The sequence below is a fragment of the Mesonia phycicola genome (assembly GCF_900141885.1).
Taxonomy (GTDB): domain Bacteria; phylum Bacteroidota; class Bacteroidia; order Flavobacteriales; family Flavobacteriaceae; genus Mesonia; species Mesonia phycicola.
Genome location: NZ_FQYY01000010.1, coordinates 1 through 14,360 on the forward strand (window position 1 = coordinate 1; position 14,360 = coordinate 14,360).

General features: G+C 29.0%; 20 protein-coding genes. 17 read left to right on the forward strand and 3 right to left on the reverse strand.

The window, feature by feature from the left end:
* From BUC03_RS15380 to BUC03_RS13710, 6 genes are all read left to right on the forward strand, one after another.
* The coding region (locus BUC03_RS15380) for a hypothetical protein (RefSeq protein ID WP_234971630.1) at positions 1 to 216 on the forward strand (216 nt) is incomplete at its 5' end.
* A 7-nt stretch (positions 217 to 223) separates the two neighbouring features.
* Positions 224 to 622 carry a hypothetical protein gene (locus BUC03_RS15385; RefSeq protein WP_234971631.1) on the forward strand — a complete coding sequence of 133 codons (399 nt, stop codon included), beginning with the start codon at positions 224 to 226 and terminating at the stop codon, positions 620 to 622.
* Position 623: 1 nt separating this feature from the next.
* A complete protein-coding gene (locus BUC03_RS13700; protein WP_073153273.1) occupies positions 624 to 926 on the forward strand; it encodes a type II toxin-antitoxin system RelE/ParE family toxin in 303 nt (100 codons plus the stop codon).
* Positions 927 to 1,090: 164 nt separating this feature from the next.
* Positions 1,091 to 1,237, forward strand: a complete 147-nt coding sequence (locus tag BUC03_RS15390; RefSeq protein ID WP_234971632.1) for a hypothetical protein — start codon at positions 1,091 to 1,093, stop codon at positions 1,235 to 1,237.
* Positions 1,219 to 3,297, forward strand: coding sequence for a S41 family peptidase (locus tag BUC03_RS13705; protein WP_234971633.1), 2,079 nt, complete (start codon positions 1,219 to 1,221; stop codon positions 3,295 to 3,297). The genes BUC03_RS15390 and BUC03_RS13705 overlap by 19 nt, the downstream gene beginning before the upstream one ends.
* A gap of 173 nt (positions 3,298 to 3,470) precedes the next feature.
* Positions 3,471 to 5,246 (forward strand): erythromycin esterase family protein, encoded by a 1,776-nt coding sequence (locus tag BUC03_RS13710; protein WP_073153276.1) that lies wholly within the window; start codon positions 3,471 to 3,473, stop codon positions 5,244 to 5,246.
* Between the two features lie 156 nt (positions 5,247 to 5,402).
* Here the strand turns inward: BUC03_RS13710 and BUC03_RS13715 are convergent, their stop codons facing one another.
* The gene (locus tag BUC03_RS13715; protein WP_073153279.1) at positions 5,403 to 5,609 is read right to left on the reverse strand and encodes a helix-turn-helix transcriptional regulator; all 207 of its coding nucleotides are present in this window, start codon (positions 5,607 to 5,609) and stop codon (positions 5,403 to 5,405) included.
* Positions 5,599 to 6,081 (reverse strand): hypothetical protein, encoded by a 483-nt coding sequence (locus tag BUC03_RS13720; RefSeq protein ID WP_073153282.1) that lies wholly within the window; start codon positions 6,079 to 6,081, stop codon positions 5,599 to 5,601. Before BUC03_RS13720 ends, BUC03_RS13715 begins: the two co-directional genes overlap by 11 nt.
* A 245-nt stretch (positions 6,082 to 6,326) precedes the next feature.
* On the opposite strand from BUC03_RS13720, the gene BUC03_RS13725 reads away from it, so the two are divergent.
* From BUC03_RS13725 to BUC03_RS13775, 10 genes are all read left to right on the forward strand, one after another.
* Positions 6,327 to 7,169: a DUF4886 domain-containing protein gene (locus BUC03_RS13725; RefSeq protein WP_073153285.1), complete on the forward strand. Its 843-nt coding sequence runs from the start codon at positions 6,327 to 6,329 to the stop codon at positions 7,167 to 7,169.
* 177 nt (positions 7,170 to 7,346) lie between these two features.
* Complete coding sequence (locus BUC03_RS13730) at positions 7,347 to 8,066, forward strand: T9SS type A sorting domain-containing protein (RefSeq protein ID WP_084112980.1); 720 nt, start codon at positions 7,347 to 7,349, stop codon at positions 8,064 to 8,066.
* Positions 8,067 to 8,322: 256 nt separating this feature from the next.
* Entirely contained in the window at positions 8,323 to 9,171 is an 849-nt protein-coding gene (locus tag BUC03_RS13735) for an alpha/beta fold hydrolase (RefSeq protein ID WP_073153291.1), read from the forward strand.
* Entirely contained in the window at positions 9,171 to 9,662 is a 492-nt protein-coding gene (locus BUC03_RS13740) for an RNA polymerase sigma factor (RefSeq protein WP_073153295.1), read from the forward strand. Before BUC03_RS13735 ends, BUC03_RS13740 begins: the two co-directional genes overlap by 1 nt.
* Positions 9,652 to 10,200 carry a hypothetical protein gene (locus BUC03_RS13745; protein WP_073153298.1) on the forward strand — a complete coding sequence of 183 codons (549 nt, stop codon included), beginning with the start codon at positions 9,652 to 9,654 and terminating at the stop codon, positions 10,198 to 10,200. The genes BUC03_RS13740 and BUC03_RS13745 overlap by 11 nt, the downstream gene beginning before the upstream one ends.
* A 187-nt stretch (positions 10,201 to 10,387) precedes the next feature.
* Positions 10,388 to 10,858: a Crp/Fnr family transcriptional regulator gene (locus BUC03_RS13750; RefSeq protein WP_073153300.1), complete on the forward strand. Its 471-nt coding sequence runs from the start codon at positions 10,388 to 10,390 to the stop codon at positions 10,856 to 10,858.
* Positions 10,859 to 10,946: 88 nt separating this feature from the next.
* Positions 10,947 to 11,312, forward strand: a complete 366-nt coding sequence (locus BUC03_RS13755) for a DoxX family protein (protein ID WP_073153303.1) — start codon at positions 10,947 to 10,949, stop codon at positions 11,310 to 11,312.
* Positions 11,313 to 11,382: 70 nt separating this feature from the next.
* Positions 11,383 to 11,898: an SRPBCC family protein gene (locus BUC03_RS13760; protein ID WP_073153305.1), complete on the forward strand. Its 516-nt coding sequence runs from the start codon at positions 11,383 to 11,385 to the stop codon at positions 11,896 to 11,898.
* 11 nt (positions 11,899 to 11,909) lie between these two features.
* On the forward strand, positions 11,910 to 12,341 hold the full coding sequence (locus BUC03_RS13765; protein WP_073153308.1) for an SRPBCC family protein: 432 nt from the start codon (positions 11,910 to 11,912) through the stop codon (positions 12,339 to 12,341).
* A 324-nt stretch (positions 12,342 to 12,665) separates the two neighbouring features.
* Positions 12,666 to 13,352, forward strand: a complete 687-nt coding sequence (locus BUC03_RS13775) for a hypothetical protein (protein ID WP_073153314.1) — start codon at positions 12,666 to 12,668, stop codon at positions 13,350 to 13,352.
* A 120-nt stretch (positions 13,353 to 13,472) separates the two neighbouring features.
* Here BUC03_RS13775 and BUC03_RS13780 read toward each other — a convergent pair whose 3' ends face one another.
* Entirely contained in the window at positions 13,473 to 13,817 is a 345-nt protein-coding gene (locus BUC03_RS13780; protein WP_073153317.1) for a winged helix-turn-helix transcriptional regulator, read from the reverse strand.
* A gap of 108 nt (positions 13,818 to 13,925) precedes the next feature.
* Here BUC03_RS13780 and BUC03_RS13785 point away from each other — a divergent pair, with 108 nt between their 5' ends.
* Positions 13,926 to 14,309 (forward strand): DoxX family membrane protein, encoded by a 384-nt coding sequence (locus BUC03_RS13785; RefSeq protein WP_073153319.1) that lies wholly within the window; start codon positions 13,926 to 13,928, stop codon positions 14,307 to 14,309.
* The last annotated feature ends 51 nt before the right edge of the window (positions 14,310 to 14,360 follow it).

The window sequence follows — 14,360 nt, forward strand, 5'->3', positions numbered from 1 at the left end:
TTTGAGGAAGAGAATTCTATAGTCAATAAAAAAGAACAGATCTATGGAATGTATTGGAATCAATTTGATGAATATCCAATAACAGACATCGAAAACGTAGATAAAAGACGAGCTGAATTTGACGTGCCGCCGCTTTGGTATATGAAAAAAGTCTATGGTATTGAATTACCATCTGAATATAAAAAACTGCAGCCAACACCGTATAATTCCAACTAAGGTTTGGTTGTGTCCTGCGGACACAGACGCAAAAGTGTCAAAGTTAGCTCTTTTTACTATCTTTACTTCTAACCTTCCCTTAGCTGGAAAATTATACAAAACCGTTAGGCTTCATTTAAAAAAAATCGTTCCCAATCACAATTTCAGGTTAAATTCATTATTTTTGATTATAAATAAATATGAGATGAATATTCAAACGGAAAAAATAGAATTGATAAAAATGCTTTTGGACACCGAAAATCCTAAAATCATTGAATCAATTAAAAACATCTTCAAAAAAGCAAAAACTGCTGACTTTTGGGACGATTTATCTGTTGAACAACGTAAAGAAATTGAAACAGCTTCTCTTGAAATTGAAAACGGAGAAATAACGGATTACGAATTTTTTATAGAAAAACACAGATAAATTGAGTAGAAAAGTTGTTATTTCAAAAACAGCCGAAAGGAAATTAGAAGAACTTTTCGAGTATTTAATAGAAAAATGGTCTATAAAATTAAAAAAGGATTTTGTTGAAAAATTAGACTCCTCAATTGAGATAATTAAAAACCAGCCTGAAATATTTCCAGAATCTAAAAAAGGTAAATCTTTAAGAAAATGCGTAATCACAAAACAAACTACTTTATATTATCGCTATAATTCCAAACGGATAAATATTGTTACATTATTTGACACAAGACAAAATCCGAATAAACTGACTAAAGAAATATGAAAAACGAAAGCCTAACAATGTTTATAATTAATGGCTAGTACTCGCCTACTTACGAAAATCCTCGCGGATTTTCTATTCGGTTTTTATTTGCTAAATTAGGTGCTTAAACACGCCACTAATCATACATAAAACCGTTGTGTGCAAGTTGAAAAAAAACGAAATTGATGAATAAAATACTCATTACCTTATTAACAATAATTTCTTTGAATTGTCAAGGGCAAGAAACCGAAAAATACAATCTTGGATTTGAAAAACAAACAGACGAAAATTCACTTTCTGACGATTGGTTCAAATGGGAAACTATAATTTGACAATAGAAAATGTTGCTCATTCAGGCAAAAAATCGGGTAAAATCACATCAGACCAAACAGGAAGTTCTTTTGGAAGTATAGCCTATAAAATTCCAGCAAATTATGAAGGAAAGAAAATAAAACTTGAGGGTTTTATGAAAATTAAAGATGTTGAAAACGGTTTTGCAGGTTTGTTGTTGCGAGTTGACGGAAATGGTACTTCTTTGGCATTTGACAATATGCAAAATCAAAACATATCGGGAACTAAAGATTGGCAGAAGTACACTATAAAACTTGACTATCCAGAAGAAGCAGAAAATATTTTTATTGCAGGAATACTTTCGGGAAAAGGAGAAGCTTGGTTTGATGATTTTGTTTTATCAATTGATGGTAAAAATGTTCAAACCCTGAAAGAAGTCGAAAAACAATTGTCAAAAGCACAGCTTGACAAGGAATTTGATAATGGGTCTTTAATTGAGTTTTCAAATTTAGCCACCGAAAAAATAGAAAACCTCGAATTATTAGGCAGAGTTTGGGGATTTCTCAAATATCATCATCCAGAAATTGCAAAAGGGAACTACAATTGGGACTATGAACTTTTTCGATTTTTACCAAAATATATTAAGACAGAAAACACTATTGAAAGAGATAAACGTATTGTTGAATGGATTAACTCTTTTGGTCAATTAAAAGAATGTGCAAAATGTGAACCAACAGATGAAAATGCTTATTTAAAACCCAATATGGAATGGATTAACAATCAAAGTACAGATTTGAAGAACAAACTACTCTTCATATATAACAACCGTTCACAAGGCAAACACTATTACATTGGAATGACAGCCAATGTTGGCAATCCAAAATTTAAAAATGAAAATCCATATTCAAATATGTCATTTCCCGATGATGGATTTAGACTACTATCACTTTATCGATATTGGAATATGATAAACTATTTTTTCCCTTATAAACACTTAATGGATGAAGATTGGAATAAGAAACTAAAAGAATATATCCCTCTATTTATTAATGCTAAAGATGAATTAGAATATGAATTGGCTGCTATTCAACTTATTGGAGATATTCAAGACACGCACGCAAATCTATGGGGAGGAGCAGACAAAATTGATGAATGGAAAGGTTCAAACTATCCTCCTATACACGTTCGTTTTATCGAAAACCAATTGGTTGTCATAGATTATTACAATCAAGAATTAAAAAACGAAGTTGGATTAAAAATTGGTGATGTAATTACCAAAATAAATGATATTCCTATCGACAAAATAGTAAAAGAACAATCGAGATATTATCCTGCCTCAAACGAACCAACAAGACTACGAGATATTTCGGCAGACCTTTTACGCTCAAATTCAAATAATATTGAAATTGAGTTTGTTTCGGGTAATTCCAATCCTCAAACAAAGAACCTCAAACTATACTCAAAAGATAGCCTTGACATATATCGTTGGTATAGAAAAAGTAATGTTAAATCCTTTAAAATGTTAGATAACAAAATAGGCTATGTCACACTTCAGACAATCAAAGAAGATGATATTGCACAAATCAAAGATGAATTTAAAAATACGAAGGGAATCATCATTGATATCCGCAATTATCCGTCAACTTTTGTTCCTTTTAGTTTGGGTTCTTGTTTTGTTTCCTCATCAACACCTTTCGTGAAATTCACAAACGGCAATGTTAACAACCCAGGCGAATTTACATTTACAGATAACTTAAAGATTCCGAGTAAAGGAAAAACATATAAAGGAAAGCTGATTGTTTTGGTTAATGAATTAACTCAAAGTTCAGCAGAATACACTTCAATGGCATTTCGAGCAGGCGATAATACCACAATTATTGGAAGTACAACGGCAGGAGCAGATGGAAACGTATCCCCTATTTTTCTTCCCGGTGGATTAAGAACAATGATTTCGGGAATTGGAGTGAATTATCCAAACGGACAAGAAACTCAACGAGTAGGAATAGTTCCAGACATTGAAGTTAAGCCAACAATTGAGGGTATCACAAAAGGAAAAGACGAACTTTTGGAAAATGCGATTGAAATAATTTTAAAAGAATAAAAAACCTGCACACAACAATATATAATTCCCACTAAGGTTTAATTGTGTCCTGCGGACACAGACGCAAAAGCGTCAAAGTTAGCTCTTTTTACTATCTTTACTCCTAACCTTCCCTTAGCTGGGAAATTATACAAAACCGTTAGCAACAATCCGAAAAAACATTCATTCAAAATATGAAATTTATAAATCAAACATTTTACTTTTTAGTTCTTCTATTCTTAATACCAAAAAATTTAAATAGTCAAAATAAATACAATTTAGACTTTAACGAATTTAATCAGGAAAAACAAAAAATGCCTACAGGATGGATTAAGTGGGGAAATTTTGAAAATTTAATGGGAGAGTTAATTAGCAATGGTAATTCTGTTGGAAAAATTGTTTCCGATAAAAATGGAACGTTTGGCTGTATTACTTATAAGATTCCAGCCAATTATGTTGGAGATACCATTGTACTATCTGGTAGAATTAAATACGAAAATGTAAAAGGGTCTGTAGGGCTTTTGATGAGGATTGACGGACATTCAAAGAAAAGTTCTTTAGCATTTAAATCAATGCAAGGTCAACAACTAAGAGGTACAAGTGATTGGAAAGAATATTCAATAAAATTACCTTTTCCTGATAACGCAAAAATAATTTATGTAGGTGGTATTTTGGGTAAAAAAGGTATTGCTTGGTTTGATGATTTTAAAGTAACTATTGACGGTAAAGATATTCAAGAATTAAAGGAAACAAAAAAAATAACTTTAGAAAGCTATAATTCTAATGAACTTGAATCGGCATTATCAAAATTATCTAGAAAATTGGACTTTTCCAACGAAGAAAATCTGTGTAATAGTTTAGATCCATTGATAGAAAAAATAGGTAACAAAAAGATAGTTGCTATAGGGGAAAGTACTCACGGAACCTCAGAATTTTATCGACTTAGAGAAATCATAACAAAAAGACTGATAAAAGAAAAAGGATATCGCCTTGTGGTGTTAGAAAACCCATACGATGATATTGAAATCTTAAACAGAGATTTACATAAAATATCATTAGATAGTTTAATGCATAAACACTTATTTTCCATTTATCAAACTCAAGAAATTAAATCTTTTTTACAATGGTATAAGGATAATAAACCGGAATATAATATTGAGTTTAAAGGTTGTGATGATTCATATTGGGTTTTCTATGAATTACTAAAAGACAATATTAATTCAATTAATGACAAGGTATTGAATAAGCATCTAGAAGAATTAAAATCAAATATTTCAAAAAGTTCAACTGATAATTCAGAAAAAAAATATAAAGTCAATAACTCAATTTACAATAACATATTAGAAATTGAAAATTATTTAGAATCAACTAAAAAAATAACCAAATCAATCAAAGAAATTTTATTCAATGGCAAGAACACATATATCAATTATGTAAACATTAAAGACCAAAAACCATTTCAAAGTCGAGATGAAATAATGGCTGATAGAATATCATTTTTAGCAAAAAATTCGGGTAGTAAAATTATTGTATGGGCTCACAATGCACATATTTCAAACGAAATTATCACAGATAATGAAATAGGGATTATGGGCAGAGATTTAAAAAAAGATTTTAATCAAGATTATTATACCATTGGACTTACGACCTTAAAAGGCAGTTATTCGTATATGAATGAAAAAATTATAAATGGAGACCATCTTTATACGGAAAAACTTAAAACCGAATTGTTACAACCTGTCGATAGCTTGTTTTGGGAAAATAAACTATTAATAAATGGCAACTCGTTTGCTATAGATATGCTAGACTTAAAAAATGAATTAAACACAGATGAAATAATTGGAGCTACAAGATTAATTGGCTATTCAAAAGAATCGGAAAAGGATATTTATTATCTTCCATTAATCAAAAATTTTGATACCATGATTTTTATTGAGGAAACTAATTCGACCAAATCATTATTCGAGTAAAAAGGGCTGTTGCTAACAATGTATAATTCCAACTAAGGTTTGGTTGTGTCCTGCGGATACAGACCCAAAATCGTCAAAGTTAGCTCTTTTTATTATCTTTACTCCTAACCTTCCCTTAGCTGGGAAATTATACAAAACCGTTGGCAGTAATATGTACTAAACCCAATCTGAATCTTCCAAAGTAAAGATTTCGCTAATTTCAACGTCGAAAATTTGAGCTAATCTTAAAGCTAAAACTGTTGACGGAACGTATTTCCCTAATTCCATTGCATTAATTGTTTGTCTACTAACTTTTGCCAATTTTGCTAATTCAGCTTGAGTAATATTCTTTTTTGCTCTTTCAACTTTAATACTATTCTTCATAATTAGCTGATTTTTTTAATTTGGAAATTCGCCAATTAAATCTGATTATAAAAAACAATAAAACTGTGAACATATTGAATATCATAACCCATAAAAAGGATAAATCAAAAATAAACAGAAACGAAAATAAAAGAATTCCGTAATTAAAATAAACTGCCCAAACCAACGATTCTAATCTGATTTTAGATATATATTCATCTTCTGATTTTTCTTTAGAAAAAGCGACAATTAAGGAACTTATTATAATTAAAATACCGAAAATTTCGTTTAGAACATTATTATTTACCATTCTAAAAAATTTCTTACTTTCCGAAAACTTGAGTTCATTAACTAAAATAGCAGGAACATTGAAATCTAAAAAGCTTGGTTCATATTGGTAAACAAGTGTTACCAAACCAATAATTGCAGATGGAATAAGAATAAACCAACCTATTCTTTTAAACTTATTAGGAAATAAATAATTTGTTTTCATAATATTCGAATTTAAACTTAAATAAATGTAAAACAAAGAAAACTATTTGACAAATAAACTTTACATTTAGTAAAATAAATACTACTGCCAACACTGTATAATTCCAACTAAGGTTTGGTTGTGTCCTGCGGACACAGACGCAAAAGCGTCAAAGTTAGCTCTTTTTACTATTTTTACTCCTAACCTTCCCTTAGCTGTGAAATTATACAAAACCGTTGCCAGTAATTTAATATTGATCCAAGAATATGAAAAGACTACAACTACTACTATTACTTTTTTTAACTTTTTTTAGCTGTAAATTTTCAGAAGACAATAAAAAGAAAAAAATTAATATTCTATTAATTGGTAATAGTTTGACTTATTTCCATAACATGCCTGAAACACTTCAAAAAATGCTTAGTGAAAATTCAGAAAATTTTAATGTTGAACAAAGTACTTTTCCTGGAATGTCTTTAGATGCTCATTTGAATAGTATTATAATGTCTAGTGATAATGAAAATAATATTTATACTAGAACCAAAAAACCTAACGAAATTACCGAAACAGAGAAAAAAATAAAGGAAAAAAAATGGGATATTATTATCCTTCAAGAAAGCTCTACTCGTTTTCTTATTCCAGAGATAAGAAAACTTAAAGTCGAAAAATCCATATCAAAAATTAAAGGGTTAGTAAGAAATGAAAAATGCAAATTCATTTTATTTAAAAATTGGCCTAGTAAAAAAGATTTTCCTAAACAGTTTTGTCGTCAATCTAGTATAATTGACCCAAGAATTGAAAAAGAAAAATGTTGTTCACCTAAAATAAAAAATTTAACACAAGAGTTTTCATTAATCAATCAAGCTTACGATTCAATTGTTCAAAATCAGAACCTCTTAATATCATCAAACGGAGACTATTTTTACAAATCACTTAGTGGTAAAATTGATATTAATCTATATGAAGACAATATTCATCCTAATGAAAAAGGATCTTTCCTAAATGCTTGTCATTTTTATAAAATAATTACTAATAATCACCCGAGTCAAATAAAATATATTGGAAATTTAGAGAATGATATAGCCTCTAAAATAAAAAAAATGACTGATTAAAAACTACTGGCAACAACGTATAATTCCAACTAAGGTTTGGTTGTGTCCTGCGGACACAGAAGCAAAAGCGTCAAAGTTAGCTCTTTTTACTATCTTTACTCCTAACCTTCCCTTAGCTGGAAAATTATACAAAACCGTTGTAAAACATTAAAAAAACAACCAATTAAAAATCAATTTATGAAAAACAAAATTAACTACTTATTTGCCATTCTTTTATTAATGTTTCAAATTCAAATAACAATGGCTCAAACGACATTCGAGTGGGAAACCGCTACTGACAATGGAGATAATGTTACAGAAACGATTGATGGAATTACTGCAACCTTTTCGGGTTTACCAGACCTAACAATAACGAATTGTGGAGGATGTTTTGGATCGTCAAATAATTTGGTGGTATCGGATGGCACAAATAATGGAATGAGTGTTACTTTTGCATTTAGTGAAACTGTAAATGTTAATACAATCTTAGCTATTGACGGAAACGGTGCAAATATTGATTATACTTTCACACCAACGGGAGGAAATAATTCAATTGTTGTGGCATCGTTGACAAACGGAAGTGCATCTGTAGACCTAAATTGGACTGATGTAACGTCATTTACAGTTACTTCGTCAGGTTCGTTATTTGGTTTCGATAATTTATTTATAAATGGTCAATTGTCAAATACGGATTTCAATTCTAACAATATCGTTTTCTATCCAAATCCAGTGCAAGATATTCTTTATCTGAAAAATATAGATAATTTAGAAGCAGTTAGTTTATATAACAATTTAGGCCAACGTATTTTAGAAATAAAGGGCGATAAAATTGATTTATCGAATTTTGATATTGGCACATATTTTCTAAAAATTAAAACTTCTGATGGGATAAAAACGACAACCATCTTGAAAAAATAACGTTTTACAACAATGTATAATTCCAACTAAGGTTTGATTGTGTCCTGCGGACACAGACGCAAAAGCGTCAAAGTTGGCTCTTTTTACTATCTTTACTCCTAACCTTCCCTTAGCTGGGAAATTATACAAAACCGTTGTGCAACATTTAGATCAAGCATTATCGTAGAATAAATTGACCTTATTTTATGTCACTTTTGAAATAAGATGTAACATTTTTTGATTTCCGCATCTAAAGGGCAATCAAAACATAAAAACAATGAAAAATCTTATTTTATTATTCGTTTCATTCGTATTTTCTTTATCTATTTATGCAAAAAATGAAAGTCAGACAATCAGTGTAGAAGTTACGGGAAAAGGTAAACCAATAGTATTAATTCCTGGCTTTACAGTTCCTGGCGACATTTGGAATCCACTTGTAAAGGAACTTGAAAAGAATTACGAATGCCACATAATAACATTAGCTGGTTTTGGAGGAACAGAACCAATTGAATTCCCTTGGTTACCTAAAGTCAACGAGTCTCTAAAAAACTACATATTAGAAAATGATTTACAAAATGCTACCATAATTGGTCACAGCCTGGGCGGAACAATTGCCACTTGGCTTGCTGCACAAGACGAATTAAAACTTTCTAAAATAATACTAATTGATGCGCTTCCTGCTTCTGGAGCATTAATGATTCCTAATTTCGACCCTGAAAACTTAATTTATGAAAGTCCTTATAACAATCAACAACTAGCAATGGATGATGTAGCCTTTGAGCAAACTGCCACAGCAATGTCGAAAAGTATGAGTCTTAAAGAATCAGCTCAAGAAAAAATTAAAAATTGGATACTAGAATCTGACCGAAAAACATATGTTTACGGATATACAGATTACCTTAAATTAGATCTTAGAGAAAATTTAAAAAATATTTCGATTCCAGTTACTATAATTGCAGCGTCACAACCATATGGTGAGGAAATGGTTAAGCAAACTTATAAAAATCAATATGCAAATTTAAAAAATTACAATTTTATTATAGTGGAAGATAGTGCCCATTTTATAATGCTTGACAAACCCGAATGGTTTTTAAAACAAATGCAAACGATATTATCATCTAATTAATGATTACAGAACAAGAATTTACTAACATCTATAATATACACGCTTCTAAAGTCCACAGGTTGTGTTTAGGATATGCATCAGGAAATAATGAGCTTGCAAAAGAATGGCATCAGGAGACTTTTATAAAAGTTTGGAAACATAGAAACTCATTTAAAGGAAAGTCGTCTATTGACACTTGGATTTATAGAATTGCCGTAAATGTGTGTTTAGGGGATTTACGTAAAACAAAAAAAAGCATCACTATTAATGAAGACTTATTGTCAAATAGTAACTATGATGATAATAAAAAAGATGATGAAAAAAATATCAAAAAAATGTATCACTGTATTGACCAACTAAATGAGCAAAATAAAGCATTGATATTATTAGAACTAGAAAACATACCACAAACTACTATTGCAGACACCGTTGGTTTAGCACACGGAACATTGAGAACGCGCTTGAGTCGTATTCGAAAATCACTTTTAAAATGTATTACAAATGGAAAATGATAACTTAAATAAATTATGGGATATTCAAACTAATGATATATCAAACTTTAATCCCAAAGAAATAATCACAAAAGCAAAGAAGCAACGTAACAGTCAATATATCAGCATCACTGTAATGTCGTTAACAGTGATGGTATTGATGATCTATGCTTTTTATTATGCATTTAGTCAATGGAATACCTTTAATCTAGGTTTAATTCTAATGATTTCTAGTCTTACATTACGAATTTTCTTGGAGTTCTATTCATTATATCGCAAAGAAAAACAACTAATCTCAATGGCTCAAAAAGCTTACCGCTCCTATCTGAAAAAGTATTACAAAGCTCGACAAATGATAAACTTTGTTATTACACCAATCTGTATTGCAGTTTATATAGTTGGATTTTATTTGCTACTACCTTACTTTAAAGATTACTTTTCAAAAGGGTTTTACACTTACATTCTAATTTCAGGTTTTCTTTCTCTTACTTTTGTTATTATTATAATTATTAAGAACATAATCAAAGAACAAAGCTTTTTAAGACAATTGCATAAATGATAAAAAATATAAATTTGATAAAAAAAACGTTGCAAAACACCGTATAATTCCAACTAAGGTTTAGTTGTGTCCTTCGGAAATAGACTCAAAAGCGTCAAAGTTAGCTCTTTTTATTATTTTTACTCCTAACACTTCAATTAGCTAGAAAATTACACATAACTATTATATGTAATTGAATACAATTTAAATGAAAAAAATTAAAGTAGTAAAAAAACAGATTTTACAACGAAAAGGTGATTTATACAGTAAATCTTATAAAGTAGAATCCGGCTTATTAAGAAGTTATACAATTGATGAAAAAGGAAAAGAGCATATTTTTATGTTCGGGCCTGAGGGTTGGATTGTTACAGACTATGTGTCACCTAAAGAACCTTGTGAATTATATATTGATGCTTTAGAAGATTCTGTAATTATTCCTATAGAAAAAACATCTACACAAGATATTGATTTAAAAAAGTTTATAAAACGAATTCGGGTATTACAAAACAGAGTAATTATGCTTATGAGTGCTTCAGCAGTTGATAGATATGAGCATTTTATATCTACCTACCCAAATATTATACAAAGAGTTCCGCAACATATGATTGCTTCTTATCTTGGCATTACACCCGAAGCTTTGAGCTCTCTAAAAAGTCAACGACTACGTTCAAAACAATAGTAGATTTCTTAATCTACATTAATGTATTTAAATTCACTTCTTCTGTTATTTACAGCTTAAATAATTTTAAACTAAAATACCAGAAAAAATGAATATTACACTTTACATAGCACAAGGCTTATTAGGCTTTATATTCCTTATGGCAGGAATAATGAAAGTAACAAAAAATAAAGAGACACTTCGTGAAAAACTAGGAGATTGGACAGATAACTATTCTGAAAACAAGCTAAAATTAATAGGACTTTTAGAAATTTTAGGTGCCATAGGTATTGTTTTACCTATATTTATTGGCGCTTTAGCAATACTAGTGCCAATTGCTGCAATTGGAATATCTATGATTATGATTGGAGCGTTAATGATTCATCTTAAAAGAAAAGAAAAAGACAAAGTAGTTGTAAACCTTATTCTTTTATTACTAGCTCTATTTATAGTTTTAGGAAGACTTTACGTATAATCAGTACTTTAGAATATATCACTATCTAATTTGATGGTGTTTAAAAAAAATTTAATAGCAATCTAAAAGAATGAAAAAATCATTTAAATTTTCATTACTAATACTATTGATTACTATCAGTAGTCAACTTCAGGCTCAAAAAAATGTTTCAATAACTAAAACTATTGATATTCCTATAGGTAAGGATAAATTATTCAATTATATATCAGACTTAAATAACGATGTCGTGTGGAGAGCTGAAGTTGATAGCATGGTACAAATTACTTCACCAAAATATGGTAAAGGTTTTACCGAATATTCTTCGTTTGGAAAAAAGCGTACCATAACACCAACATATGTAACGGAAAATAAAGATCATAAAATTATTTATACGACTCCAGATACCTCTAAATATTACTTGCAAAGTATTAGAGAAGTAACTACACTCGAAAATGGAGAATCTAGATTTACTTACACTTTAATATTTGATAATAAAATGACCGGAGAAACGGCTCCTTTTGTAATACCAAAATTTATGACCAAAATGTTTTACGGTAGCACAATGAAGAAGTATTTAAAAAGATTGGCAGAAGAATTGAATAAATAAAATTAATAGAAATGAAAAAAAAGTTTATTCATAACATTGAATTTCAAACACCTGCTTCTGTCAATAAAGTGTATGATTTTGCGAAAAATGTTGAAAAAAGAAGCGAGTGGATTTCAATAATCCAAAAAGTAGAATTATTAGATAGTCCTATTAAGGTTGGCAGTAAATTTAAAGAGTATACTAATAAAGGAACTATGATTCTTGAATTTACAGCTCTTGAACCTAATAATAAAGTGGCATACAAAACCATTGAGTCTAAAGGGTTATTTGCTGACATAAATTGGGATATTGAAGAAACTAATGGAGGAAGTTTTGTTAAAATTTCGTTCTCTTTTCAAGCTAAAGGATTTCTAAAAATAATATTACCAATAATGTTCAATAAAATTAAACAAGGAATAGACAACGACATAAGACTACTTGAAGGTTTATTACTTAATAATTAAAATAAACGACATACAACATCGTACAATTTCAACTAAATTTAGTTTATATCTTACAGTAAAAGACACAAAAGCTTCAAAGTTAGCTCTTTTTACTATCTTTACTCCTAAACTTGCCTTCACCAGAAAATTATACAAAATTGTTACCCAAAATATGAAAGTAACCTTGAGAATATTTTCGATTTTACTGATTTGTTTATTTTTTAGCAAATCTTATTCTCAAAAATTAATCAAGATTATTATGAAATTGCTACATTAAAATCTCTTATTAGTCTGTAAACAGAAATTAATTCTTCTTAATAATCACCACCAAACCTACCTCCTATTATGATAAATCTTTTATTATTTAAAAAAAGTATTAAATATTTATTTTTCTGTTTGCTTATTACTTCTTGTAAATCAAATTTTGACTTAACCGAAGTCAAATTTGGAGAAACTAACGTTAATGTTATTATACCTGAAAAAACAGAAAAAAATGACTATCAATTAGGTGATGATAAAATTAGAAGCTCAAGGTCTAAAGAAATATTAACTGTTAATAAAGTAGAACTACAAAACCAAACTAAAGATACAAGTTTTTATAATTATGTTTCATTCAAGTACAATGAAAAAAATATTATTACAGAATATACATTAGCATATTATACCTTGAAAGAAGAACCTAAAATTGTTTATAATTTATTAAAAGATAAAATAGGATTACCTAGTTTTAGACACTATACAACCAATTATGACAAAGAGCATCAAAATTATGATGCCGTAATTTGGGAAGACAAACAAAATAACAAACTCTATAGATTGAGATATCACTTATGGGAAGAAGAAGGTCTAAGAGAATTAAGGTTAACTGTTTTAATTAATAGCGAATCTAATATAGAAGATCCGGTATATTCTGGTCAACCGTTTTATTTCTGGAAAGATTATATAAATACACGTAATAGATTAGGTAACAATAATTATACATACCAAGAATTTATTAAAAGCGAAGGATCGTATAGTTTTTTTTCAGAATAAAACATAAGATAAGCTGCTAATCGTATTATTACAAAAATGTAAGTTTTCTTTCTTATTTTTAAAGGTTTTTTATTTCAATCTAATAAATCTTTTAGTTCTATCAGTAATTGGTGTAAATTTTTAAGCAAAGATTTTTTTTCTATGGTTAACCCCCCAATTATATAACTCTAAAATAACTTTTTTTAAAGTTTTAGAGTATTCTGTAGGTGCATATTCTGTTCTTACAGGAAAACCATTTAACACAGTTCTTGTAATTAACTTATTTTCTTCCATATCTTTTAATTCTTTAGATAATACCTTTGTGCTTAATTTGGGAATACTACGTTCAATTTCTCTAAAATGTTTGTTTCCTTCCCAAATAGAAATTAAAATTAAAATTTTCCATTTACCACCTATTACATCTAATGTATCTCTTATAGGTAGTAATGCAGACATACATTCTTTATGTTCTTTTTTTTTCATCATAATTCATTAGTGATTACCTTTTGGTAACTGATTACCTAAAGGTATCTGATTACTTATGGTAACCAAAAATAGTTAATTTTGGTTTATAATTTCTAACAAATATTTAAAATGAAAAACAAAGTTCTAACAGTTTTATGCATTCTCTTTGGTTTAATGATGGTTAATTCTGGTTTAAACAAATTCTTCAACTATATGCCAATGCCAAAAATGTCTGAAGAAATGATGTTAATAATGAGTGCATTTATAACTATAAAATGGATCTTTCCTCTGGTGGCTATTGTTGAAATTATTGGGGGTATTTTAATAGCAATTCCTAAAAAAAGAGCATTAGGTGCAATTATAATTCTTCCTATTACGATAGGTATTTTTGTACATCATTTAGTTCATGATATAGCAAGTATTGCAATAGCTTTAATTTTATTAGTCATCAATATTTGGGCAATTATTGCAAATTGGCATAAGTACCAACCAATTATAAAAATTAATAGTTAGTTATACTATTAACAAACCATATAACTACAGCTAAGGTAGTTTTGTTTTTTG

Excerpts from the sequence above, each read along its gene's own strand:
- BUC03_RS13725 (WP_073153285.1), top strand. The coding sequence starts at position 6,327 with ATGAAAAGACTACAACTACTACTATTACTTTTTTTAACTTTTTTTAGC.
- BUC03_RS13755 (WP_073153303.1), top strand. The coding sequence starts at position 10,947 with ATGAATATTACACTTTACATAGCACAAGGCTTATTAGGCTTTATATTC.
- BUC03_RS13705 (WP_234971633.1), top strand. The coding sequence starts at position 1,219 with ATGGGAAACTATAATTTGACAATAGAAAATGTTGCTCATTCAGGCAAA.
- BUC03_RS13720 (WP_073153282.1), bottom strand. The coding sequence starts at position 6,081 with ATGAAAACAAATTATTTATTTCCTAATAAGTTTAAAAGAATAGGTTGG.
- BUC03_RS13775 (WP_073153314.1), top strand. The coding sequence starts at position 12,666 with ATGATAAATCTTTTATTATTTAAAAAAAGTATTAAATATTTATTTTTC.
- BUC03_RS13765 (WP_073153308.1), top strand. The coding sequence starts at position 11,910 with ATGAAAAAAAAGTTTATTCATAACATTGAATTTCAAACACCTGCTTCT.
- BUC03_RS13735 (WP_073153291.1), top strand. The coding sequence starts at position 8,323 with ATGAAAAATCTTATTTTATTATTCGTTTCATTCGTATTTTCTTTATCT.
- BUC03_RS15390 (WP_234971632.1), top strand. The coding sequence starts at position 1,091 with ATGAATAAAATACTCATTACCTTATTAACAATAATTTCTTTGAATTGT.
- BUC03_RS13715 (WP_073153279.1), bottom strand. The coding sequence starts at position 5,609 with ATGAAGAATAGTATTAAAGTTGAAAGAGCAAAAAAGAATATTACTCAA.
- BUC03_RS13730 (WP_084112980.1), top strand. The coding sequence starts at position 7,347 with ATGAAAAACAAAATTAACTACTTATTTGCCATTCTTTTATTAATGTTT.
- BUC03_RS13785 (WP_073153319.1), top strand. The coding sequence starts at position 13,926 with ATGAAAAACAAAGTTCTAACAGTTTTATGCATTCTCTTTGGTTTAATG.
- BUC03_RS13740 (WP_073153295.1), top strand. The coding sequence starts at position 9,171 with ATGATTACAGAACAAGAATTTACTAACATCTATAATATACACGCTTCT.
- BUC03_RS13710 (WP_073153276.1), top strand. The coding sequence starts at position 3,471 with ATGAAATTTATAAATCAAACATTTTACTTTTTAGTTCTTCTATTCTTA.
- BUC03_RS13780 (WP_073153317.1), bottom strand. The coding sequence starts at position 13,817 with ATGATGAAAAAAAAAGAACATAAAGAATGTATGTCTGCATTACTACCT.
- BUC03_RS13760 (WP_073153305.1), top strand. The coding sequence starts at position 11,383 with ATGAAAAAATCATTTAAATTTTCATTACTAATACTATTGATTACTATC.
- BUC03_RS13750 (WP_073153300.1), top strand. The coding sequence starts at position 10,388 with ATGAAAAAAATTAAAGTAGTAAAAAAACAGATTTTACAACGAAAAGGT.
- BUC03_RS13745 (WP_073153298.1), top strand. The coding sequence starts at position 9,652 with ATGGAAAATGATAACTTAAATAAATTATGGGATATTCAAACTAATGAT.